The organism is Streptomyces sp. NPDC046712 (genome assembly GCF_040645695.1).
Taxonomy (GTDB): Bacteria; Actinomycetota; Actinomycetes; order Streptomycetales; family Streptomycetaceae; genus Streptomyces.
The window spans coordinates 61,058-84,617 of the sequence record NZ_JBEYYW010000007.1 but is presented as its reverse complement, the minus strand read 5'-3'; the positions used below and the strand labels follow the sequence as shown (position 1 = coordinate 84,617).

Sequence of the window (23,560 nt, the reverse complement as noted above, 5' to 3'; positions counted from 1 at the left end):
CGGGCCCCGGCGGAGGACCGGTGGAGTGGTGATGAACCAGCCGACAACGCCCGTACGCTGCCCCGCGATCGAGCACCCGGATCTGCCGCTCGCCGACCCGGCGGAGCTCGGTCCGCTGATGGCCCGTCTCATGGACGCGCGGTCCGTCGCCGACGACGAGGCATTCCCGCTCGGCACCCTGCGCGCCGACGGTCGGGTGGATCTGTGCAAGCAGGGACTCGGCCCCGACGGCGCCGCCCGGCTGCTGCCCGTCGCCACCGCCTCCCCGCACGCCGCCCATCTGCTCCTCGGCACCAACTCCCTGGGCGACGACGGTGTCCGGTCGGTCGCCGACGCCCTGGTCGCCGCGCGGAACAACGGCGCCTCCCACGGCATCCACACCCTCTACCTCGGCTGCAACCGCATCGGCCCGGCGGGCGTGACCGCCCTCGCCGAGGCGCTCGCCGACGACACCACGGTCCGCGCCCTGTGGCTCAAGCGGAACCCCGTCCTGGAGACCGGCGCCCGCACGCTCGCCGGACTGCTGCGCCGTAACACGGCCCTGCGCACCCTCGACCTCGTCAACTCCGGTATCGGCCCCGCGGGCGTACGGGTCGTTCTCGACGCCCTCCTGAGTCGCGAAGCCCCGCTCGAACGGCTCTTCCTCGGTGGCAACGGCCTGACGGCCGCCGACGCGCCGCTGCTCGCCGCCCTCGTCCGCGACGCCGGCGTCCGCGAGCTCTACCTGACGGCCAACCACCTCGGAGACGAGGGCACCGCCGTCCTGGCCGCCGCGACGGACCCCGCCCGGCCCGTACGGCTCGGCCTCGGCGGCAACGGCATCGGCCCCGAGGGCGCGCGTGCCCTCGCCGACGCCCTCGACGGCATCGAGACCCTCGACCTCGGCCGCGCCATGTCCGAACGCAGCCTCGGCTCCACCGGCAACGCCACCGGCGACGACGGCGCCCACGCCCTCGCCGCCGCCCTGCCCGGCAGCCCGCTGCGCCGTCTCGAACTGCGCCACACCGGCATCACCGGCCGGGGAGCGAAGAGCCTGCTCGCCGCTCTGCCCGACGGGCACCGCCTCGAGTACGTGGGCCTCGGCCCCGGCCTGCCCCGCCGCGTGAAGCGGTCCTTCGCCGAGCGGCTGCGCCCCGCCCGGCCGACCCACCTCGACCTGCGTGCGATCGGCAGCGTGTACCGATGAGCCCGCGTCCGGTGCCGCCCGGGGCCCTCTCGTCCGCCGACGCCTCCGTCTGGGCCCGCGTCCGCCGGTACGCAGTCCCCCGCTGGATGATCGAACGCGCAACGGAAGCACGTCTGGCCGGTGACTGGAAGGCCGCCTGCGCCGCTGCCGCGGTGGACGTCCCGGACGGCCTCGACCCGGAGCGGGTCGCCGACCGGTACGGCCCGGAGGTGGCCGCCCGGGTGGCCGAGGACCTGCGCCATCTGGTGCCGGACCTGCTGCGCTGGCACCTGCCGCGCAACCTCGGCGGTCACACCACGCTCACTCCCTACCGGCGGATCGTCCTCGCCTCGTACGGGAGTTCCGGCCCGGTCCTGTCGGTCACCACCTCCCCGATGCTGGGAGGACCGCAGCGGCTTCCCCTGCACTTCGGTCCCGTGCCCGCGCGCGACCGGCTCCACGGCCTGACGTACGTCACCGAGGACTGGACCGCCGCCCGCCGCTTCTGGGACGACCGCCGCACCGGCGAACTGCGGTACAGCGCAGGACCCGCCGACTCCGGCCGGCTGCCTTTCCTGCGGGCCGACGGCACGCCGCTCACGGCGGAGGAGCTGCCGGTCGAGGACCCGGGGAACGCCGACCCGGCCACCCGCGCCGAGTGGGTCGCCGTGCTCCAGGCCCGCGGCGCCCACACCGACGCGTACGCCGCCGCGGGACTCGACCTCGACCTCACTCCCCCGCCGCGGGGTCCGCGCTCCTACCGCGAGCTCGACGTCGCCCAGCTCATCGAGTACGTCGCTCCCGACCTCACGCGCATGGCCCCCGAGATCCGCCTGCTGGAGCGCGCCGGACGCGGCACGCGTTTCAACATCCCCGTGGACTGGCGCGGTCACCTGCAGATCGAACTCGACACCGCGGACGCCGAGGGCGCCCCGGCGCACGTCTCCGGCCGGGAACGTGGCCTGGAAGGCGTTCCCCTGCTGCCCGGATACGCCTGGCAGCGACTGCCCGACATCGGCCTGCTGCGCGCGGGGCGGATCCGGCCCGAGGATCTGCACCCACTGGTCACCGCCGCTCTGTTCCCGCAGGCGGCAACCGCCGTCGGCCCGCCCGGGCCGAAGCCGCCCGCGCCGGTCCGCGTCCGCTGCGGCGGCGTGTGGCACGAGGTCGTGTCCAAGGACGGCGTGCTCGGCATCCCGCACACCGAGCAGGAGCGGCAGCGCGAACTGGCCCTGCGCGCCTTCGGCGGAACGGTGAGCGGGTGCTTCGCCGCCCAGCACGCCTGGACCAGCGGCGAAGGGCGGCTGCCGCGCGTTCTGCGGGAGCAGCGGCGCGAGCTGTTCCAGCACATCCAGCACGGGGACGCCCCCGCCGTGCTGGCGCTGCTCGACGCCGGAACGGACCCGCACGTCCGCGACAGCACCGGCCGCAGCCTGCTGCACGTCCTCCATCTGCTCGAGCACCGGGAGTTGCTGCCGCGCCTGTTGGCCGCCGGGCTCGACCTGGAGGCGAAGGACAAGACGGACCGCACCCCGCTCCAGAGCGCCGTCCACTACGGAGGGTCCGCCGCCCTGGTCGAGGACCTCCTCGACGCCGGCGCCAGAATCGACGTGACCGACGAGATGGAGCTCTCCCTCGCCCAGGTGATCCGCCGGTACGAACGGACCGACCTGATGTTCCTGCGTCGCCGGGTGCTCAGGGAGCACCCCGGCATCGGCTCCGAGTGGTTCGACGAGTACATGAGCGAGCGGGACTCCGAGCCCGAGTGGGACGAGGACGAAGAGCTGTCCGCGGAACCGGACCCGCTCGAGGAGCCGGAGATCTCCGGGGAGTCGGATCCGTTCGAGGAGTCGGATCCCTTCGAGGAGTCGGCTTCGCCCCGGGAGCCGGCGGCCGAGGACCTGGTTTCGTTCGAGGAGCCGGACTCGGTCGGCGCGCCCGATCCGTTCGAGGAGTCGGATCCGTTTGAGGAGCCGGACTCGGTCGACGAGCCGGACCCGTTCGAGGAGGCCCAGGTTCTCGGGGGGCACGGTCAGGGCGGCTCCGCAGCAGAGGACGAGGACATTCGCGCATGACCACTTCCGTTTCCGTTCCCGCGGCCCTCGCGGCCGCCGACGCCCTCAACGCCCGCCTGCGTGTCACGCGGACCGAACCGGTCGGCAACCCCCAACTCGAGGCGCTCGCACTGGCCGTGACGGCGAACCAGCCGGTGCTGCTGTGGGGCGAACCCGGCATCGGCAAGTCCGCCGGCATGGAACAGCTCGCCGCCGCCCTCGGCGTGCACCTGGAGACGGTCGTCGCCAGCGTCCACGAGCCGTCCGACTTCGCCGGGCTGCCGATCGTCGGCGACGACCCGGCCGTCTCGGGCGTTCCGATGGCCCCGCCGGACTGGGCCGTACGACTCGCGCGTACCGGGCACGGACTGCTGTTCTTCGACGAGTTGTCCTCGGCACCGCCTGCCGTGCAGGCAGCCCTGCTCAGGGTGGTCCTCGAGCGTCGGGTCGGCAGCCTGGCCCTGCCGGAGTCGGTACGTATCGTCGCCGCCGCCAACCCGCCTTCCAGCGCGGCCGACGGTTGGCACCTCAGCCCTCCGCTCGCCAACCGATTCGTCCACCTCGACTGGACGCACGACCCGCGCACCGTGGCCCGTGGCATGGCAGGCACGTGGCCCGAGACCGTTCTGCCCGCGGTGGATCCCGGGCGCACTTCCGGTGCGGTCGCCCGTGCCCGCGGCGTGATCTCCGGCTTCCTGACCGCCCGCCCCGGCCTGGTCCACCACATGCCGAAGGAGGCCGAGGGCCGCGGCCGTGCCTGGCCCTCCCCGCGCACCTGGGAGATGGCGCTGCGCCTGCTCGCCGCCGGGTACGCGTCCGGCGCCGGACGCGAGGCGCAGGCCGCCGCCGTGATGGGCGCCGTCGGCGAGGCGGCCGGCATCGAGCTGCTGTCGTACCTGGAGAACCTCGACCTGCCCGACCCCGACCGGGTGCTCGCCGACCCGTCGGCCTTCGCCCTGCCCGAACGCGGCGACCGCCAACTGGCGTTCCTCATCGCCGTGGTCGCCGCCGTGCAGAGCGAACCCACCCGCACCCGCTGGGAGGCGGGCTGGGACGTCCTCGCCAAGGCCGTGGACGCCGGAGTGCCGGACGTGGCCGCGCGGGCCGCCCGCGACCTTGCCGCGATGCGCGAGCCCGAGTGGCCGATCCCGTCCGGGATCGACGCCTTCCTGGAACTGCTCCAGCTCGCCGGCGCGCTGCCGGGCGCGCGCTGACCGGCCGCTCCGTGACCGCCACCGGAGGGCAGTCCGGGGGACTGGACCGCGCCAAGCTGCTGGCCGCGCGCTACAAGGCGGCCGAGGCGCGCCCGTACCTCGCCTCCGCGCTGTACGCCCTGACGGTCGTCGCCTCGGGGCAGGTGCGCACCATGGCCGTCGACCGGTACTGGCGCTGCTACGTCGCCCCCGCCTTCGTCGAGGCCACGGACATCGACGAGCTGGCCGGGGTGTGGATCCACGAGGCGTCGCACCTTCTGCGCGACCACCACGGGCGGGCCGACCGACTGCCCGCGGCCGACCAGCGCGACCGCCTGCGGGTCAACATCGCCCAGGACTGCGAGATCAACGACGACCTGGTCTCCGACGGACTACGGCTGCCTGAAGGGCGCATGGAGCCGCGCCTGTTCGGTCTGCCCGAGGGCGGACTTTTCGAGGAGTACCTGCCCGGCATCCCGGCCACGTCTCTCCACCCGGTGGACTGCGGATCCGGCGCGCACGGCGTCCCGGCGCCCTGGGACCTGGGGGAGAGCGACGGCGTGACCGGTCTCGGCCCCGTGGAGGCCGAGGCCCTGCGCCGCCAGACCGCTCAGGCCGTCCGCGCCCACCAGCGCTCCCGGGGATCGATTCCGGCGGGCTGGCGGCGCTGGGCGGAGGAGGTGCTGGAGCCCACCGTCGACTGGCGCAAGGCGCTGACCGGCGCCGTCCGCGAGGCCGCCGCGTGGGCGGGCGGTGCGGTCGACTACACGTACCGGCGCCCGTCGCGTCGCACTCCGGCCCTCGGCGGCCGCGTGGTGCTGCCCAGCCTGCGCCGACCGCTGCCGCGCGTGGCGATCGTCGTCGACACCTCCGGCTCGATGGGCGAGGACGATCTCGCGGCCGCGCTCGCCGAGGTGTCGGGGGTGTTGCGCGAGGTCGGGGTGGGAGGCAACCGGGTCGCCGTGCTGGCCTGCGACGCCGACGTCCACGCCGTCGCCCGGGTGACCGCCGTCGACCAGGTCGAACTGGCGGGCGGCGGTGGGACGGACATGACCGTGGGGATCCGGACGGCGCTCGCCGCGCCCGAACCACCGAACATCGTCGTCGTGCTCACCGACGGGCACACGCCCTGGCCACTGGAACCCGTCTCCTGCCGCCTCATCGTCGCCCTGATCGGCCAGGACGCGCCCCAACCTCCGGCTTGGGCCGAGACTGTACGGATCACGCCGACCCTCTGAGACGGCCGTGCAGTCGGGCAGCCGTTCGGCGCCCTCTGAGGCCTTGCGCGACTCGGGCAACAGCCCCTATAAGGTTCGTGCAGGCATCGGTTGGGATGGCCGGAATGGCACCCATGCCGCCGACCAGGGGGACCCTCCACTTCCCGCCGGGATCAGCACGAGTACACGCAGACCGACGGAGAACGTGAGGCCATGACCGAAAACAACGCCTATCGCGATGCCATGACCCGGCTGGCGGTCGACCCCGCCTTCGCGGAGCAACTCGACGGCGACATCGACGAGGTGTCACGAAGACTCGGGCTTACCCCCGAGCAGGTCACCGAGCTGCGCCGGCTCCGCGTGGAGACCGGTACGGCCGACGGTCCGGCGACGCTCGACGCGCGCCTGTCCAAGTCGGCACTCTTCTTCGGCAACGCGGCACACGCCCTGGCGCACCACGACGTGTCCTTCGACCCCATCACGACCGACCAGGTCACGGCCGACGACGCCACGGCGCCGCACGTGGAGGCCGTCGACCCGGGTGACGCTCGTGAGCTGGCCGGCGAGCTCGACGCGGCGGCTGCCGACGTCGGCAGCCTGCTCGGCGACGCGCTCGCCAACCCGTCCCTGGGTGACGGGGGCTCCCTCTTGGACGACCTCGCCACCCCGGGCGGCCTCGGCGACTCGGGCGCGTTCGGCGACTTCGGTGACTTCGGTGACCTCGGCGGCACGGATGCGGGGTTCGGCGAAAACGGTCCCGGCGGCCTGGGGATCGACGGACCCGGCGGATTCGGTGCCGGCGGCGGAATCGACGGCGGTCCCGGCGGCCTGGGGATCGACGGACCCGGCGGATTCGGTGCCGGCGGCCACGGTCCTGGCGGCGGGTTCGGCGGAGGCTTCGGCGAGGGCCCCGGCGGCGGATTCGGCGACGGGTTCGGCGGCCACGGCGGTGGTCTCGGAGGCCACGGCGGCGGAATCGACGGCGGCCCCGGTGGTGGCTTCGGGGGCGGCAACGAAGGCGGATTCGGCGACGGGTTCGGCGGCCACGGTGGTGGCCTCGGAGGCCACGGCGGTGGAATCGACGGCGGCCCCGGTGGCGGCCTCGGTGGTGGCTTCGGGGGCGGCAACGAGGGCGGATTCGGCGACGGGTTCGGCGGCCACGGTGGTGGTCTCGGAGGCCACGGCGGTGGAATCGACGGCGGCCCCGGTGGCGGCCTCGGCGGAGGGTTCGGCGAGGGCCACGGGGGCGGATTCGGCGGCGTTGGCGACGGCTTCGGGGGGCACGGCGGCGGATTCGACGGCGGTCCCGGCGACGGCTTCGGCAGTGCGGGCGGCGGAGCCGGTGACTTCGGCAACGCCGGCGTCTATGAGCGCGGTGAAGGCGGTAGTGACGGCGGTAGCGACTCCGGCGGTAGCGGAGGCGGTAACACCGGCGGCGGCAACGGCGGTGGCGACACCGGCGGCAACAGCGGCGGCAGCCAGGAGAACGAGCGCCGTCCCGGCCACGGCCCCAACACCGGCGGTGGTGAGTCCGGCGGCAGCGGTGGCGGAAACAACGGCGGCGGCAACGGCAGCGGTGGCGACTCCGGCGGTGGCACCGGCGGCGGTGGCGACACAGGCGGCGGTGACGGCGGCAACAGCGGCGGCAGCCAGGAGAACGAACGGCGTCCCGGCCACGGCCCCAACACCCCCGGCGGTGAGGGCGGCAACGGCGGCGGGAACGGCGGCGGTGGTGACACCGGCGGAGGCACCGGCGGCGGAGGCGACACAGGCGGCGGCGGTGAAGGCGGCGGCGACGGTGGCAACAGCGGCGGCAGCCAGGAGAACGAACGGCGTCCCGGCCACGGCCCCAACACCCCCGGCGACGGCGGCGACGACACAGGCGGCGGAAGCACCGGTGGCGGTGGCGACGACGGCGAAGGCGGCCGTGGCGGTGGCCGCGCGAACACTCCTGCCCCCGACTCCGACGGTACGGGTGGCGGAGTGTTCCGCCCGGGCTTCGACCGCCTCGGCGGCAGCAGCCACCTCCACACGGCGGGCCCCGGCCACGCCGCACCCGGCGGCCTGTCCGGCGGTTCGTTCGTCACCGGCTCCTGAGGCGGCGGAACCACCGAAATGCTCTGCCATGCCTGTCGCGTGCACGTTCGGCGCGACTTCCCGTACTGCCTGCGCTGCGGCACGCTCCGCCGCGGCGCGGCTCCGACGTCTTTCGCCGCGCCCCAGTTGCGCGGCGTCGACGACCCCGGCCTGCTCGTACCGCTGACCGGTCAGGTCACGACGCTCGGCCGTGGGGCCGAGAACGACGTCGTCCTGCCGGACGGCAGTGTGTCGCGCCGGCATGCCCGTGTCGTCCGTGACGCCTCGGGCTTCCGGGTCGAGGACCTGGACTCGTTCAACGGCACGGCCGTCGCCGGCGTGAACCTGCACGGCGGGTCTGCGCGGCTCGCCGACGGCGCCGAGCTGTCCGTCGGCGACGTCCGCATGGTGTTCGAACAGCCGAGGGACGCGCGGATCGGCTCCCGGACCATGGTGGTCGGCACACAGCTCACCGAGCTGCCGGCCGTAGCCCCTGAGGAGGAGGCGCCGGAGGCCACCGGACCACTCACCGCGCGTCCGCGCCGCCGCGGTGGTTGGGCGCTCAAGCAGGTGCCCGACGGCGGCCGCGGGGAACCGCCCTGGGTGCTGAGCAACACGCGTACCGGCGTGTACCTCCAGCTGGACGAGCGGGAGGCATTCCTCTGGAACGCCATCGACGGCGACAACACCGTGCGGGACCTGCTGTTCGCCTACGCCGACCGCTTCGGTGAGCTTGCTCTTCCACGGATCGAGGCCGCACTCGCGTCGTTCGCGGGCGCCGGACTGCTGCGCGGCCTGCCGGGGCAGTCGGACGAGCAGGAGGCCACGGGCTGGCGTCGGTTCTGGCGGGCGGTGTACCGCTCCCTGCTCAAGCTGGAGGTGTCCGTACCGGGCCTCGACGGCGCCGTGACCCGCCTCTACGGCCGCTTCGGCTGGCGGTTCTTCACCCGTACCGGAGTGGCGCTCGTGTGGCTGTCGCTGGTCGGCGGTCTGGTGGCGTTCTTCGCGGCGCAGGATCGGCAGCATCTGTTGGACTTCGGCGGAGCCGGGTTCTGGGGTCCGGTGGCGCTGGCCGTCGGATACATCTCGGCCCTGGGGGTGCACGAGCTGGCGCACGCACTGGCGGTGAAGTCGTACGGCCGCAAGGTCAGGCGAGGCGGCTTCATGCTCATGATGGGGATGCCGTTCGCGTTCGTGGACACGAGCGACATGTGGTTCGGCACCCGCTGGTCGCGGGTCGTGGTGGCGCTGTCCGGCCCGATCTCGACCGCGGCCCTGGCGGGCTGGTGCGCCGTGGGCGCGGCGTATCTGCCGGTCGGACCCGTCTCGGCCGTGCTGTTCCACCTGGCCTTCGGGCTGTATCTGAACACCCTGTACAACTTCAATCCGCTGATGCCGCTGGACGGTTATCAGGCGCTCACCGACGCGCTGCGCGTGCCACGGCTGCGCGAGGAGGCGAGTGCGTACTTCCGCAAGGGGCTGTGGCGCGACCTGCGGGCGGGCCGTCGGCCGGGGCCGCGCCAGGCAGGCATGGCCGCGTACGGCCTCGCGGTGATCGTCGGGACATACGGCTTCCTGGTGCTGGCTCTGCTGGCCTGGCGTTCCCGCCTCGGGGAGTGGCTGGAGGGGCGGGTGGACGCGCCGTGGGACACGGTGATCGTGGCGGTGGTCGTCGGTCTGGTGGCGTTCCCGGTGTGGGCGGCGCCGATCCGGTGGCTGATACGTGTGGTGAAGCGGCGTCGCGCGGCGGCGAGCGGAACTCCGGCGCGCCTGGTGGACGGCGCGGCCGTGGAGGGGGCGGCATGACGGAGATGCAAGGTGTTCCGAACGGGGCGGGCGGCTGGGCCGTTCCGGGCTACGAAGCGGTGCGGACGCTCGGACAGGGTGCCGGGGGCCGTGTCGTACTGGCGCGGCACGAGGCGACGAGCGTGCCCGTGGCCGTCAAGTATCTGAGCGAACGGCTCCACGGTGACCGGGAGTTCCTGGCCCGCTTCCGCGCCGAGGCGCGGCTGCTCGGCGACCTGCGCCACCCGTGCGTGGTGCGGCTGTACGAGTACGTGGAAGCCCGGCGGGGCGCGGCGATCGTCATGGAGGCGGTGGACGGCGTCACCCTCCGCGAACTGCTGCGCGCGCACGGGGCCACCGGTGCCGAGGCGGCTCTCGTCCTCCTCAAGGGTTCCTTGCTGGGGCTGGGCGCGGCCCACACGGCCGGGGTGGTCCACCGCGACTACAAGCCGGAGAACGTGCTGGTCCGCGCCGATGGTTCCAGCGCCCTCGCCGACTTCGGTATCGCCGTGCGCGCCGGCCGTGAGGCGGAGGCCGCGGGCACGCCCGCGTACATGGCGCCCGAGCAGTGGGACGGCGAGCCGGCGGGGCCGGCGAGCGACGTGTACGCGGCGGCGGCCGTGTTCTACGAGTGCCTGACCGGACGGCGGCCGTTCGCCGCCGAAGACCTGTTGGCGCTGCGGTTGCAGCACCTGCGGGCACCCGTCGCGATGGACGACGTACCCGATCCGGTACGCGATCTGCTGCGCGAGGGCATGGCCAAGGACCCGGCGGACCGGCCGGGGATCGAGGCATTCCTCGCCGCGCTCGAACGCGCCGCCACTGACGGTTACGGCCCGGGCTGGGAGGAGCGCGGGCGCCGCAGGCTCGCCGAACTCGCCGCCCTGCTCGCCCTGTTGTTCCCGTTCGCGATGACGGGGGCGGTGTACGAGGTGACGCCGGCGTTGACCGTACTGGGGCGCCTGAAGCAACACCTCTGGAAGGCGGCCGTCGGCGTGGCCGCCCTGACCGTGGCCGCCGGTGCGGTGACCGTGGCGACAGCCCGTGGGGACGACACGACGACGGTGGCCGTTTCCGTACCGTCCGGGACCTCTGTGTCCGGTTCCCCCTCCCCGTCGTCGTCCTCGTCCTCGTCGTCCTCCTCGCCATCGGTCTCACCGACGGCGGTGACGACTTCGCCGACGCCGAGCGGGTCGCCGTCCGGCAGCGCATCGACCGAGGCGTCGCCGAGCGGAACGACGACGGCCCCGGCGACGGGCGGCACACCGACCGCGGCCACTCCCCCGGGCGGTGAACCGGGACCGGGCCCCACGCCCACCACCCCGGTCCCGACGACCACGACCCCCGCTCCGCCGACCCCGGGCACGGTCACGATCTCGATCGGTTCCCTGCGCCGTGGACCGGGCTACCGGCTGATCGCCGATGTGACCGTCCGTACCACCGGCACCGGGCCGCTGACGCTGACCGCGGAGTTCTACCGCAACACGCCTGCCGAGCCCTACGGTTCGCAGTCCCGCCGACTGTCGGGCAGCACGCAGTACTCCCTGACCTTCGAGGGCGACTTCTCGAGCCACCCCTGCCGGGGCACGTGGAACGTCGCTGTGAGCAGCAGCCCGCAGTCCGTGAGCGGACGTCAGACGGCATCCGCGGACGCGCCGCCGTGCTGAGCGACATCGACCACCGAGGAGAACAGAACGCGATGAGACCCCCGACTCCCGCCACGGTCGCCGGGCGTGCCCTGTCCGACTGGTCACGTGACGGGCGGTTCGGCACCTGGCACGCCCTGGGACCGGGCAACGGCGGCGAACCGCCGCTCGGCGTGCTGCGGATCGACCGCGACCTGCTCGCTCCGCAGGGTGCGCGGCAGCGGCTGGCGGCCGCGGTGGTCTCGGTGGCGAAGCTCCGGCTTCCGGGTGTGCCGGCCACGGTCGACCTCGTGGCGGAGGCCGGGGACGTGTGGCTGATCGTCGCGCGCCCGCCGGCGCGTACGGTCGCCGACCTTCTGGCCGCGGGCGCGCCCGGACTGGACGAGGGCAGCGCGGCTAGCGTGCTCAACGAGACCGCGCAGACCCTGCTCGCCCTGCACGCGGCCGGCCTGACCCACGGTTCGCTCACGCCCGACTCGGTCGTACTCGCCCCGGACGGCACCGCTCTGCTCGTGGAGACGTCGCTGGCCACGGCACTGGTCGACGACCCCTCTGCGACCTCCACCCAGCTCGACGACATCACGGCGTGGGCGGCGCTCGCCGATAGGCTCGGCACCGCCTGGGCGGCGGCGGGCACACCGGCGGCGGACCTGTTCGCCCGCTGCTCGGCGACCGCCGAGTCCGGCGACCTCGCCGCGGCCCGCACGACGCTCACCACCGGGCGCGCGGCCCTCCCCCAGGACTTCCTGCGCCGGACCGCGCTGCGCACGGCGGCGGCCACCGCCTTGACGGAGCTGATGGAGGCGGCCCGCCGCGGGACGACGGGCGGCGACGCGAACGGGGTGAAGGGAGCGGAAGGTTCGGAGGGGGCGGAGGGGGCGGTCCGTACGGCGGCCGACGCCGACGTGGCCGACGCCTACGTACCCGCACCCGTTGTGCCCGAACCCGACGTGGCTGACGCCGAGGTAGCCGACCCAGACGTGGCCGGACCCGACGCGGCTGACGCCGAGGTAGCCGACGCCGACGTAGCCGAGCCCGAGGTAGCCGACCCGCACGTGGCCGGACCCGACGTAGCCGAGCCCGAGGTAGCCGACCCAGACGTGCCCGAACCCGACGTGGCTGACGCCGGCGTAGCCGACCCACACGTGGCCGGACCCGGCGTAGCCGACGCCGAGGCCACGGTCATCGGCCGGCGTGGGCGGGCCGCGCCGGCCGCCGCCGCGTCGGACGCAGAGGCCACCGTCCTCGGCAAACGGAACCAGAGCATCCCCGCCCCACCCCTCACCCCGGCATCCGCCGAACGCGGAGACGACAGCGAGATCCTGCTGCGCTTCGGCCCCGGCGTCCCCCTCACCGAGGAGGAGAGCCTGCGTGCCCTGTGGGCGGCTCCGGCGCCCGCTCCCACGCGCAGGCGCCGCCGGCGGCGAGCCGGCCTGCTCGGAGGGGTCGCGGTTCTGGCGGCGGTCGCCGTCGTCCTGTGGCTGATGCTGCGCCCGTCGGCCGGCCCGACGGTGACGGCGGCCGAGGTCACGACCCCGACGCGACAACTGAGCTGCGGTCAGACCGCAGACGTGACCGGCGTCGTGACCACCGATGGTCGGGGCGGGCCCATCACCTACCGGTGGGTGCGAAGCGACGGCCAGAAGTCCGGCGAGTTGACCCGCGCGGCCCGCCGTGGCGAGCGCGAGGTGACGGTCCACCTCCAGTGGACGGTGCGCGGCCCCGGACTGTTCCAGGGCACCGCCCGCCTTCAGGTCCTCCGTCCGACGGGCCCACCGATCGAGGCGGAAGGCACGTTCAGCTACTCCTGTGCCTGACGCACAGCGACGGCCGGCAGGTCTCCGTGGAGACCGGGGTCAGCGGTGTCACGGTCCTGGCACGCCTACCGACGCGCGTCCGAAGTCTGAACTTCGACGGCATCAGTGGAACGGACGGGACCGCTGTCGCCGCTCGGGTGGGTTGAAGCTCAACCCGTTCTCGTCGAGGGCGTTGAAGACGGTCGCACGCTTCTCCTCGAAGACGAAGCTGACGTCGATGTTCCCCCGCGGCACGTCGGCGCCTGTCCACTCGAGCAGTTCGACCTCCTTGAGTGACAGACCCCGCAGAGCATGCACCTCCGGCAGGGCCTCGGGACGCCACTGCAGACGGAAACCGGGCCAGTGCACCGGACGTCTGGTGTCGATCGTGTTCCACGTGACGGAGAGCTCGTCGAGCTTCTGATGATTGACCTCGACCTGCTCTCCGCCGAAGTCGAACAGCACGGGGCAGTCGCTGAACCACTCGTCATCCTGCATGTCCCAGACCATCCAGACCCTTGTCAGGGTCCGGCCGGCAAGACCACTCAGGCGCTGCCCGTGCTCCCTCACGACGTCACTGCGACGGTCCAACCAGACCGGCTGGTAGCCCTCGATGCCGAAATCGAGCATCGGATCATCCTGCCAGACGCCCTTCGCACGCCTCTGACGCGGCGGCATGAAGCCCACATGGTGACGACCTATCAGAATCCGATCGGATGAACTTACAGAACGGGCCGTCGATGGGTGCCTACAGCCCGGCGCCGTGCACGCACAGTGAGCGCCACGCAGTCGTGTCCATCGAAGGAGAGAAAGCCATGCACGGACCACACCGTCCCTCCCGCGGCGAGCGCCCACGGCGCCGGCGGATCGCAGCCGCCCTCACCGCCCCGGCGCTGGCCGCGGCGGCCCTGGTCGGCCCGGCCGCGAGTGGGGCGAACGCAGCGCCGGCCACGTGTTTCGGCGCGGTGGCCACGGTCACCGGAACCCAGGGCACCCCTGGGAACGACGTGATCATTGGTACGGCGGGGAGTGACCGCATCGACGGCGGGGGCGGCGACGACAGCATCTGCGGCCTCGGCGGCAACGACTTCCTCTTCGGCGGTGACGGCGGCGACAGCGTCGCCGGAGGAACGGGCGACGACCAGGTCGACGGCGGCCTCGGCGACGACATGCTCGTCGGAGACTCCCCCGCCGAGGGCGACCCGTCCGCCGACGGCGGTTCGACCGGTTCCGTGGGCCGCGACCGGCTGACCGGCGGCGGGGGGCACGACCGCATGTTCGGAGACAACGTGGCTGCGGGCGCCAGGGCCGAGGGCGGGGCCGCGGACACGCTCCACGGCGGTGACGGCGACGACGCCCTCACCGGCGACAGCTCCGGTGCCAGAGCCTTCGGTGGCGGGAACGACATCATCACTGGCGGCGACGGCCACGACCTCGTCATCGGAGACTCGTTCGCCACGTTCGAAGCCGAGGGCGCCGGGGACGACGTGATCCTGGAGGGTGCGGGTGGTTTCGGGTTCGCGATCGGGGACAGCCAAGCCACCGACGGGAACGCCGGCGGCGCGGGCGGCGACGACTCCATCGACCTGGGGCCGGACGGCGGTTTCGGTGCGGTGGGTGACCACGTGTCCCACTTCGGCCGGGCCGTCGGCGCCGGCAGGGACCACATCACGGGCGGCTCCGGGGACGAGATCGTGCTCGTCGGCGACAGTGTGACGAGCGACGCCACCGGGGCGACGGCCGCCGCCGACGTCATCAACGGCCGGGGCGGCGCCGACCGCATCTTCGGCGACAACGTCGACGGGGTCCTCGAGGCCACCATCGGCGACGCCGGCGGAGCGGACCGGCTGGGCGGCGGGGACGGCGACGATCTCCTGCGGGGCGGCCCCGGCCCCGACGGTCTCAACGGCGCCGCGGGCACCGACGACTGCGACGGCGAGTCCGGCGCGGACATCGAGACCGGCTGCGAGATCTGAGGGAGCGGCAAGGACCGAGGCCCGGCACCCTCCACGAGGGTGCCGGGGCCTCGACCATGTCCGCGGGCGGCCAGGAGGCGTCTTGTCGATCAGGCCGGATCAGCGAGCGGCGTCGGGCGCGGCGCATCGCACGGCGGGGAAGGAGTCCACGCACGGCATCGGGGACCGCCCGGCCAAAGGAGAGCACCACCGAGGACCTGCGACTGGAGTCACTGGCCGGGGACCGGGATGTCCCAGGAGCGAGGTCGGGTGAGTGCCTGCCACTCGTCCCGGAGGAGGGCCAGCACCGCGACGTCGTACCGCTCGCCCCGGTGCAGGCAGGCGGAGCGGCGCACGCCTTCCTGGACGAAGCCGGCCCTGGCCAGGACGCCGAGGGCCGCGCTGTTGGTGGTGTGGGTGACGGCTTGGACGCGATGCATCGGCAGTTCGCCGAAGGCCAGGTCGACCAGCGCGTCCACGGCGTCCACGCCGTGCCCCCGGCCCCGGTGGGCGGGGTCCAGCATCAGCATGATCTCGGCCGTACCGTCGACCAAGTCCTGGTCGATCAGGGCGATGTGGCCGATCGGCGTGCCGTCGGGGAGCAGGACGAGGAAGTCGTCGCGGTCGTGCTCGTCGCGGTCGCGCTCGATACGCTCGCGCACGGCGGAGAGGGAGCGCGGCCACATGCCGACCTCATGGGCGGCCAGGGGGTCGGCACGCCATCCGTGGACCAGCTCCGCGTCGTCGACGTCGAGCGGCGCGAAGGCGACGCCCCTCCCCCGCCAGCAGACCTCCCGGAGCGACCCCGCCTCCCCGTCCTCCCTCTCGACACGTCCCGCCACGGCCTCTGCCACATCCTCGATCATGGACGGATGCTACGCGCCGACGGGACGGGTGAACCAGGCAATTCCGTTCCCTCGGGGCAGCCCGACGCGAGCTCCCGGAGCATGAAGCCGAAGGGCGGAGAGCGTAGGTCGAGGCCGTGGGCATACATAGAATTCGAACACGCCCGCGATTCCACTGAAGGGGCAACCGCCGTCGCGGCGGAGGGCCAAGCGGGCGGCCCGGTCAGCGACCTCGCCACTGTGCGGCGGGTTCACAGACGTACGACGATCAAGGCGATGTCGTCGTGGGCGCCGCCGGCCACGCCGAGGCTGGACAGTAGAGCATCGGCGAGGCGGTCGGGGCTGAGTCGGGCATGGCGGGCCAGGCCGTCGGTCAGCCGGTGCAGGCCCGCGTCGATGTCCTCGCCTCGGCGCTCGATGATCCCGTCGGTGTAGAGCACCAGGGTGTCACCAGGTGTGTAGGACAGTGCGGCCTGCGGGCGCGGGACGTGCTGGGGGCGGGCGCCCAGGGGCGGGTCGGTCGCCTGGTCCAGCAGGACGCACGTGCCGTCGGGGTTCAGCAGGACCGGCGGGGGGTGACCCGCACTGCTGTAGGTGATCTGGTGCTGATGCGTGTCGATCACTGCCTTGACGGCTGTGGTCGCCAGTGCCCCTTCGATCGATCGGGCGTACAGACCCAGGACCTCCAGGGATTTGGCGGGGTCCTGCAGGGCCCTGACAGCGGCGCTCAGTGCGCTGCGGAGCATGCCCATGACGGTGGCGGCCTCCAGGCCGTGACCGACGACGTCGCCGACCGCGACACCGAAGCAGTCGCCGGGCAGGTCGACCACGTCGTACCAGTCACCGCACACGTTCAGGGACCCGACCGCGGGCAGGTAGCGCACCGCGATGTCCCGATGGCGGTCCAGGTCGGGCGAGTGCAGCATGGCTTCCTGCAGGGTGACGGCGACCCCGCGTTCCCGGGCATGCGCCTGCCGCAGTTCCTCGTTCAGCCGCTGCAGCTCCCGCGCCCGCGCGTACAGCTCGGCCTCCATCGCTTCCCGCTCCGCCAGTACCCCACCCGCCGTCCGGGCGGAGCGGGACACCATGAACGCCGTCACGTCCTCCACCCGGTGGATGATCCACGCCACCTGCCCATCCGGCCCGAGCACAGGGGTGTTGATCGGGGACCACCACCGCTCCTCGAACACCCCCGGCCGGGAAATCACAGGGATGTCGTACTTCTGCACCGCCATCGTGTCCGGTTCCCTGGACCGCAGAACCCGTTGCAGAGAGGCGTCCAGGTTTCGCACGCCGTCCGCCTCGGGGTCCTGCGGATTGTCAGGGAAGGCATCGAACAAGAACTGCCCGACAAGCTCCTGCCTGCTCCGCCCGGTCGCCCTCAGGTACGCCTCATTGACGTCGACGATCACCAGGTCGGGCCGCAGCACCAGATACGGACTGGGCGTGGCGACGAACAACGCCTCGTAGTCGATCTGCGATGCCACAGGCCTCGTACCCGTCCCTTCCGCCGCTCACGTGCTCCTTCCAATTTACGAAGCATGCGGCGTCCACGCCCCTTGGCCCGTCATCGGCGCCGCGCGGAACGACGGTTTCGGATCCCTGATTCAGCATGAACAGGGCAGGGAAGGCTGCCAGGATGCCAGGCATGGAAGGAACACTGACTGGCAAGGAAGCCTCGGACGCGATCGGCCGCCTGGGCTGGCGCTTTCTGCTGGGCACGTTACGCGCGTCGGTTCCGGTCATGTCGCTGGCGTCGGCGACCGAGGTGGCGGCACGTGCGGTCGCGGCATGCGGTGACGCTGCCGACCAGCACCTTCTCATCGACGTACGGCCTCGTCGGGTCGTCCTCACCTTGCAATCGTCGGACCTCGGGGCGGTGACCACCGACGACGTCGACCTCGCGCATCGGATCTCCGCCGCTGTCCATGAGATCGGGCTGAGTACGGAACCCGAGATCGACACGGGGGCACCGCGGTCCGTCCAGGTCCTGGAGATCGCGATCGACGCACTCGACATCGCCGCGATCCGGCCGTTCTGGAGAGCGGTCTTCGGCTATGCCGATGAGGCGGGGGCCGACGGCCCCGAGGATCCCCTCGTCGACCCCGTCGGGCAGGGGCCGGCGATCTGGTTCCAGCAGATGGAGCTGGCGCGCGCGCGGCGCAATCGCATCCACTTCGACATCTGCGTTCCGCACGACGAGGCGGTCCGACGGATCGAGGCCGCGCTGGCAGCTGGTGGCCGACTCCTCTCCGCCGCACGCGCTCCGGCCTTCTGGGTACTCGCCGACAGGGAAGGCAACGAGGCCTGTGTGACCACCTGGCAGGGCCGGGCCGGGTGAAGTGACGGTGGTGATGCGGGACTTGCAGATTCAGAGATCGCCTTGGATGCGAGCATGCAGGTGCTCGTCGTGCCATCCGTCCGCATGGAGCAGTGCACTCCGCATGGTCCCTTCCAGGGGGAATCCCGCCTTCTCCGCCACCCGGCAAGACGCCGGATTCGCAACAGAATGAGTGATGCGGAGCCGGTGCAGTCCGAGGTCCTCCAGGGCCCATCGGCTGATGCGGACGGTTGAGTCGACCATCACTCCGTGGCCGCGGCCCTCAGGCAGGAGCCAGTACAGGAGCTCGGCGCTGCCTCCTCTGAGGTCGATGTCCGCGAGTCCGATCAAGCCAACTGGCTTGGCACTTGCAGAAGCAGCCACCGCCCAGATCGCCGCTTCTTCACTCCGCCAGCGTTCGCCCCACCGGGAGATCCTGGCGCGGGCCTCATCCAACGAGTGGTCACTGGGCCTGTTCCATTGTTGGATCTCCGGATCGCGGCAGGAGTCGACCAGCACCTCGGCGTCCTCCTGCCGCCAGGAGCGCAGGTGAAAGCCGTTCACGAGTTGGAAGGCCGGCTGTTCGACCCGACTCATACTGCCGGCTGCAACCACCGCAGGGATCACGTTCATCGCAGCATCATGTCAAAGCGAACAGTGCCCTCTTATTCGCTGGTCGCCGCTTGTTGATGGTGGCCATACTGCCGCGATGGATCCAGTGACTCTTGAGACCGACCGTCTGGTGCTGCGGGCCTTCACACCTGCCGACGTGGATGCGGTGTACGAAGCCTGCCAGGACGAGGACATCCAGTTCTACACCCCGGTGCCGGTGCCGTACCGGCGTGCGGACGCGGAGAAGCTCGTCGGCGAGAAGCTGCCCGCTCAGTGGGCCGAGGACAGGGACTACACCCTCGGCGCGTTCCGCAAGGACACCGGCGCCCTGGTCGGCTCGTACTGCCTGACCCTCATCAGCCGCGGCGTCTGGGAGCTCGGTTACTGGGCAGTCAAGGAGCAGCGCGGACGCGGGTACTCGGTGGAGGCCTCTCGGGCCCTGTGCGACTGGGGCTGGGCCACGCTCGACGTGCACCGCATCGAGTGGTGGGCCATGGCCGGGAACACCGGCTCGCGTGCCGTCGCCGAGAAACTCGGCTTCACCGTCGAAGGGACGCTGCGCAATCGCGGCATCGCCAACGATGGCAAGCCGCACGACTGGTGGGTAGGCGGACTGCTGAGGCCGTGATGCTCGGGCCGATGCTTCGCCGGCTGCGTTTGCTCTTCTGCAGGGAAGTTCCCCAGCTCGGACAGTCCCCGCTCGCGCCGGGCCGTGGCGGCGATGAGGGCTGTCCCGGCCTGCGCATGGGGTGGACGGGGCCTTGGTCTTTCAGGTGCGGTCGGCTGTGAAGGCGGCCAGGTCGCGGAGTACGCGGTCCGGGGCCTCCCAGTACACGACATGGCCCGCGCCCTCGTAGACGAGGAGGCGGGAGTCGGGGATCGTGTCGAGGATCGTCTGCTGGTCCTCGCGGGTCAGGAGGGTGTCCTGGTCGCCCCAGACGACCAGGGTGGGGACCAGGATGCCCGACAGCGTGGACCGGAGGTCGGTTTCCAGCAGGCCGCGCAGGGTTTCCCGCCAGACGCGGGCCGGGGCCTTCAGGTTTTCGTCGACGACGGTCTCCAGGAAGCCGCGCCCGATGGGGGCCGCCGTCATCCCGCGGGCGAAGTCCTTCGCGAAGGCGCGGTCCACCGGGTCTTCCAACTCCCGTACGGTATCCCAAAGTTCAGTGACACCCGGTTTGTCGGAGAGCTCGGCCGGAACGCCGAGCAGGACGAGGCCCGCCACCCGGTCCGGTCGGCGGCCCGCGACGATGCGGGCCTGCACCCCTCCGCTCGATCCGCCGACCAGCACCGCGCGGTCGATGCCCACGCTGTCCATGAACGCGACGAGGTCCGTGGCGAAGTCCTCCGGGAGATAGCCGTCGGACGGCTTGTCGGCGTCGCCGTGGCCACGCTGGGTGGGGGCATAGGCGTGCAGGGCGGAGGGCATGCGGCGCAGCATCGGTTCGAACGTCCACCAGGAGTCCACGTAGCCGTGCACCAGCACGATCGGCTTGCCCTCGGGCGGGCCCGCCTCCGCGTACGGAAGCGTCGGGCGCCCGTCCCCCAGGACAGCCCTGTGCACGGCGACGGCGGACATCGCGGCCCTCCTCACCTCTCCCTACCAGCGTAGGAAGAAGTGAGGAGAGGGAGCAATCGGGGGGCGCTCCTCGGCTCCCGCGCCTTCGCCGGCGGCTGGGAGTGGGAGATCGCCCGGAGGCTGTCCATCGGCCGCTCGCACTCGCATGCCCGCTCGTACAGGAGGCCGGGACGAAGTCCGGATCTTTGGGGCTTCTGCCAATACGACGGTCCGTCAGTGTCCGTAGAGACTGCCAGCCAGAGGCCGCGGCTTGCCCCGGGGACGGGGGTCCGTGGCCGAGGACATGCCGAAACGAACGGGGAGGCACCACGATGAGTGTGCAGCAGTACGACGAGATCGGTGAGGCGTTCGAGGGCTTCAAGGGCCTGCCGGTGGTGCAGTACGGCGAGGTGCCCAGCTTCCTGAACATGGTCGGGGACGTGCGTGGCAAGTCGGTTCTCGACCTGGCCTCCGGCACGGGCTTCTACAGCAGGGAGTTCAAGCGGCGCGGCGCCACGGACGTGCTCGGAATCGACATCTCCGGCGAGATGGTCGCCGTGGCAAAGGCGTTGGAGGAGCGCGAGCCGCTGGGCGTGCGCTACGAGGTGGGCGACGCGGCCGAACTGCGGCCCCTTGAGCAGCGCTTCGACGTCGGCGTGGCGGTGCAGCTGCTCAACTACGCGGAGGACATCGACGCCGTGGAGCGGATGTGCCGCAACCTGCACCGGAGCCTGGCGCCCGGCGCCGAGCTCTTCCTGTTCAACATGTCGCCCGACTACGACTTCGGCGGGCCTTCCTTGGCCAAGTACGGCTTCCTCACCGAGCTGACCGGCGAGGAGGTGGAAGCCGGACTGCGCGTCCGGACCACCGCGCTGCTCGACCCGCCGGTCTCGTTCGTCAGCACCTTCCCGCGCCGCGAGGTCTACGAGAAGTGTCTGCGGACGGCCGGATTCAGCGAGCTGACCTGGGTCCCGCTGGAGGTGTCCGACGCCGGCGTGCGCGCGTTCGGTGCCGACTTCTGGGCGGACCTCCTCGCGAACCCGCCGCTGACGATGCTGCGCTGCCGCGCCTGACCACCCACCGGAGATCCCGGCGGCCCGACCTCCGGATTCACCCCGGGGCCGGGCCGCCTACTGTGAGGCCGGGCGCGCCGGTGCTCGGTGGCAACGACTGGCAGACGGTCCGGGCACGGCAGGGGTTGGCCATGGCCAAGACACCTCCGCCGAAGGCCGTGGCAAGATCCATCGGCATGAGGATCGAACAAGCGGATCGGCCCGTCGCCCTGGTCAGCGGGTCCACGTCGGGCATCGGGGAGGCCATCGCGCGGAGGCTGGCGGCGGACGGGATACGGGTGGTCGTGCACTCGCGGCGCAGTACGGAGGCCGGGGAGGCGCTGGCCGCCGAGCTCGGCGGGGCGTACGTTCGGGCGGATCTGGCGGTCGAGGAGGAGGCCCGGGGGCTGGTCGAGGCGGCAGTCGGCCGGTTCGGGCGGCTGGACGTGCTGGTGAACAACGCGGGCATCAGCTGGCCGATCCCGCACGACGACTTGGCCGCGGCGACGCCGGCGGACTGGCGGCAGCTGCTTGAGGTCAACCTGATCGCACCGTGGGTGCTGTGCACGGCGGCACTTCCCGCGCTGCGCCGATCCCCCGTGGGCGGCAGCATCGTGAACATCACCAGCCATGCCGGGGTGCGGCCCAAGGGCTCGTCGGTGCCGTACGCAGCGAGCAAGGCCGCGCTGAATCACGTGACGAGGCTGCTCGCGGCTGCGCTCGGACCGGACGTGCGGGTCAACGCGGTCGCTCCGGGCCTGGTGGACACGCCGATGACCAAGGACTGGGTTCAGGCGCACGAGTTGTGGCGGGATCGCGCGCCCATGCGCCGCCCGGCTCAGCCCGCCGACGTGGCCGACCTGGTGGCGTCGGTGATCGCCAGCAGTTACCTCACCGGCGAGGTCATCATGTTCGACGGAGGACTGAACCTGACCTGAGCCGGCCGGAGTACTACCTCCACGCATACCCCGGCCTACGGCGTCGAGCCGCCGAGGCCCAGCAGGGCCCAGGCACGGACGGCGAACTCGAGGTCGTCGCTGTCGCTCTTGTCGTCCGGGCAGCGGTGTCGGACAGCGGTGTGGTTGGCTACGTCGTATGGGTCTCAGGCGAGTGTTCCCCGCGTGCACGGGCGTGCAGCCGAGCCGCTTCAGCGGGGATGCCGGGCGGTGTCCCGCCGACCGACCGGGGGGTGGGGCATGAGCGTCCACCACCCGCCGTCGGAGTCCGGCCGCAGACCGACGCCTGCACCCCCCTTCGACCCCGAACTGAGCGTCGTACTGGACGCCTTGAGTACGGAGCCGAGGGAACCGATCACCCCGGACAATCTCGAGGCGCGGCAAGCGCGCGATGCCGCGGCCCGGCCCAGGCCGACGGTCGAGGACCTGCGCGCCGACGGCCGGTTCGAGGTGGCGGAGTTCCGTGTGCCGGGACCGCCGGACGGACCGGACGTCACGCTCGTGAGCGCGCGGCCGTCCGGGCTCGTCGGGCCGGTGCCCCTGCTGTACTACATGCACGGGGGCGCCATGATCATGGGCAACGCATGGTCCGTTCTTCCGCGGATCCTGCGCGAGTGGGCGCTGCCGCTGGGACTGGCCGTCGTCTCGGTCGAGTACCGGCTGGCGCCGCGGACGCAGTACCCGGGACCGCTGGAGGACTGCTACGCCGGACTCGTCTGGGCGGCCGAGCACGCGGCCGAACTGGACATCGACGCGGACCGCATCGTCATCGGAGGGAAGAGCGCCGGCGGCGGGCTCGCCGCGGCCCTCGCCCTGCTGGCGCGTGACCGCGGCGGTCCCGGGGCACTGGGGCAACTGCTGCTGTGCCCGATGCTCGACGACCGCGCCGGCACCTTCTCCGGTCATCAGATGTCCGGCCTCGACGTGTGGGACCTCACGTCGAACGCCACGGCCTGGAAGGCCCTCCTCGGCGCCCGCTACGGTGCTGCGGACCTGCCGCCCTACGCGGCCCCCGCCCGCGCCACCGACCTTTCCGGACTCCCCCCGGCCTATGTCGATGTCGGGTCGGCGGACATGTTGCGGGACGAGGGAGTGGCCTACGCGAACGCGATCTGGCAGGCCGGCGGCCAGGCCGAACTGCATGTATGGCCCGGCGCCTACCACGGCTTCGACAGCCTGGCACCGCGGGCGGCCCTCAGCCAGGACGCACGCGACGCCCGCACCCGCTGGCTGAAACGCCTCCTCACACCAGCCGGCGCAAAGAGCGTGGCCGACGAGGACGATCCGGTCCCGGCCCGCCGCCGCACGCCCTAAGGGGTGTCTCGCCGAT

Annotated in this window: 19 protein-coding genes; 14 read left to right on the top strand and 5 right to left on the bottom strand. The window is 72.5% G+C overall.

The genetic code is table 11. The features are described 5' to 3' along the window. Positions 1 to 31 precede the first annotated feature (31 nt). The 8 genes from ABZ939_RS11815 to ABZ939_RS11780 all read left to right on the top strand — a co-directional run bounded on the left by ABZ939_RS11815 (position 32) and on the right by ABZ939_RS11780 (position 12,953). Positions 32 to 1,186 carry a gala protein gene (locus tag ABZ939_RS11815; protein WP_361852142.1) on the top strand — a complete coding sequence of 385 codons (1,155 nt, stop codon included), beginning with the start codon at positions 32 to 34 and terminating at the stop codon, positions 1,184 to 1,186. Continuing rightward, on the top strand, positions 1,183 to 3,240 hold the full coding sequence (locus tag ABZ939_RS11810) for an ankyrin repeat domain-containing protein (RefSeq protein ID WP_361852139.1): 2,058 nt from the start codon (positions 1,183 to 1,185) through the stop codon (positions 3,238 to 3,240). The genes ABZ939_RS11815 and ABZ939_RS11810 overlap by 4 nt, the downstream gene beginning before the upstream one ends. Then, a complete protein-coding gene (locus ABZ939_RS11805) occupies positions 3,237 to 4,433 on the top strand; it encodes an AAA family ATPase (protein WP_361852136.1) in 1,197 nt (398 codons plus the stop codon). The genes ABZ939_RS11810 and ABZ939_RS11805 overlap by 4 nt, the downstream gene beginning before the upstream one ends. Before the next feature lie 11 nt (positions 4,434 to 4,444). Then, a complete protein-coding gene (locus tag ABZ939_RS11800) occupies positions 4,445 to 5,650 on the top strand; it encodes a VWA-like domain-containing protein (protein ID WP_361852133.1) in 1,206 nt (401 codons plus the stop codon). A gap of 192 nt (positions 5,651 to 5,842) precedes the next feature. Beyond that, a complete protein-coding gene (locus ABZ939_RS11795; protein WP_361852130.1) occupies positions 5,843 to 7,726 on the top strand; it encodes a hypothetical protein in 1,884 nt (627 codons plus the stop codon). 39 nt (positions 7,727 to 7,765) lie between these two features. After that, positions 7,766 to 9,511 carry an FHA domain-containing protein gene (locus ABZ939_RS11790; RefSeq protein WP_361852127.1) on the top strand — a complete coding sequence of 582 codons (1,746 nt, stop codon included), beginning with the start codon at positions 7,766 to 7,768 and terminating at the stop codon, positions 9,509 to 9,511. After that, positions 9,508 to 11,157: a serine/threonine-protein kinase gene (locus ABZ939_RS11785; RefSeq protein ID WP_361852124.1), complete on the top strand. Its 1,650-nt coding sequence runs from the start codon at positions 9,508 to 9,510 to the stop codon at positions 11,155 to 11,157. Before ABZ939_RS11790 ends, ABZ939_RS11785 begins: the two co-directional genes overlap by 4 nt. 32 nt (positions 11,158 to 11,189) lie before the next feature. Beyond that, on the top strand, positions 11,190 to 12,953 hold the full coding sequence (locus tag ABZ939_RS11780; RefSeq protein ID WP_361852121.1) for a hypothetical protein: 1,764 nt from the start codon (positions 11,190 to 11,192) through the stop codon (positions 12,951 to 12,953). 102 nt (positions 12,954 to 13,055) lie between these two features. On the opposite strand, the gene ABZ939_RS11775 is transcribed toward ABZ939_RS11780, so the two are convergent. After that, on the bottom strand, positions 13,056 to 13,610 hold the full coding sequence (locus ABZ939_RS11775) for a hypothetical protein (protein ID WP_361852605.1): 555 nt from the start codon (positions 13,608 to 13,610) through the stop codon (positions 13,056 to 13,058). Positions 13,611 to 13,747: 137 nt separating this feature from the next. Here ABZ939_RS11775 and ABZ939_RS11770 point away from each other — a divergent pair, with 137 nt between their 5' ends. Continuing rightward, positions 13,748 to 14,908 (top strand): hypothetical protein, encoded by a 1,161-nt coding sequence (locus ABZ939_RS11770; RefSeq protein WP_361852118.1) that lies wholly within the window; start codon positions 13,748 to 13,750, stop codon positions 14,906 to 14,908. Between the two features lie 209 nt (positions 14,909 to 15,117). Here ABZ939_RS11770 and ABZ939_RS11765 read toward each other — a convergent pair whose 3' ends face one another. Then, positions 15,118 to 15,753 (bottom strand): GNAT family protein, encoded by a 636-nt coding sequence (locus ABZ939_RS11765; protein WP_361852115.1) that lies wholly within the window; start codon positions 15,751 to 15,753, stop codon positions 15,118 to 15,120. A gap of 230 nt (positions 15,754 to 15,983) precedes the next feature. Next, the gene (locus ABZ939_RS11760) at positions 15,984 to 17,219 is read right to left on the bottom strand and encodes a SpoIIE family protein phosphatase (protein WP_361852113.1); all 1,236 of its coding nucleotides are present in this window, start codon (positions 17,217 to 17,219) and stop codon (positions 15,984 to 15,986) included. Between the two features lie 161 nt (positions 17,220 to 17,380). On the opposite strand from ABZ939_RS11760, the gene ABZ939_RS11755 reads away from it, so the two are divergent. Continuing rightward, on the top strand, positions 17,381 to 18,073 hold the full coding sequence (locus ABZ939_RS11755; RefSeq protein WP_361852110.1) for a VOC family protein: 693 nt from the start codon (positions 17,381 to 17,383) through the stop codon (positions 18,071 to 18,073). Between the two features lie 30 nt (positions 18,074 to 18,103). Here the strand turns inward: ABZ939_RS11755 and ABZ939_RS11750 are convergent, their stop codons facing one another. Continuing rightward, entirely contained in the window at positions 18,104 to 18,685 is a 582-nt protein-coding gene (locus tag ABZ939_RS11750) for a GNAT family N-acetyltransferase (RefSeq protein ID WP_361852109.1), read from the bottom strand. Between the two features lie 76 nt (positions 18,686 to 18,761). Here ABZ939_RS11750 and ABZ939_RS11745 point away from each other — a divergent pair, with 76 nt between their 5' ends. Then, on the top strand, positions 18,762 to 19,292 hold the full coding sequence (locus ABZ939_RS11745) for a GNAT family N-acetyltransferase (protein WP_361852106.1): 531 nt from the start codon (positions 18,762 to 18,764) through the stop codon (positions 19,290 to 19,292). A 141-nt stretch (positions 19,293 to 19,433) separates the two neighbouring features. Here the strand turns inward: ABZ939_RS11745 and ABZ939_RS11740 are convergent, their stop codons facing one another. Beyond that, complete coding sequence (locus ABZ939_RS11740) at positions 19,434 to 20,243, bottom strand: alpha/beta hydrolase (RefSeq protein WP_361852103.1); 810 nt, start codon at positions 20,241 to 20,243, stop codon at positions 19,434 to 19,436. Between the two features lie 311 nt (positions 20,244 to 20,554). Here ABZ939_RS11740 and ABZ939_RS11735 point away from each other — a divergent pair, with 311 nt between their 5' ends. The 3 genes from ABZ939_RS11735 to ABZ939_RS11725 all read left to right on the top strand — a co-directional run bounded on the left by ABZ939_RS11735 (position 20,555) and on the right by ABZ939_RS11725 (position 23,544). Further along, on the top strand, positions 20,555 to 21,295 hold the full coding sequence (locus tag ABZ939_RS11735; RefSeq protein WP_361852101.1) for a class I SAM-dependent methyltransferase: 741 nt from the start codon (positions 20,555 to 20,557) through the stop codon (positions 21,293 to 21,295). Positions 21,296 to 21,471: 176 nt separating this feature from the next. Then, complete coding sequence (locus tag ABZ939_RS11730; protein ID WP_361852602.1) at positions 21,472 to 22,212, top strand: SDR family oxidoreductase; 741 nt, start codon at positions 21,472 to 21,474, stop codon at positions 22,210 to 22,212. Between the two features lie 258 nt (positions 22,213 to 22,470). Further along, positions 22,471 to 23,544, top strand: coding sequence for an alpha/beta hydrolase (locus ABZ939_RS11725; protein WP_361852098.1), 1,074 nt, complete (start codon positions 22,471 to 22,473; stop codon positions 23,542 to 23,544). Positions 23,545 to 23,560: the final 16 nt, after the last annotated feature.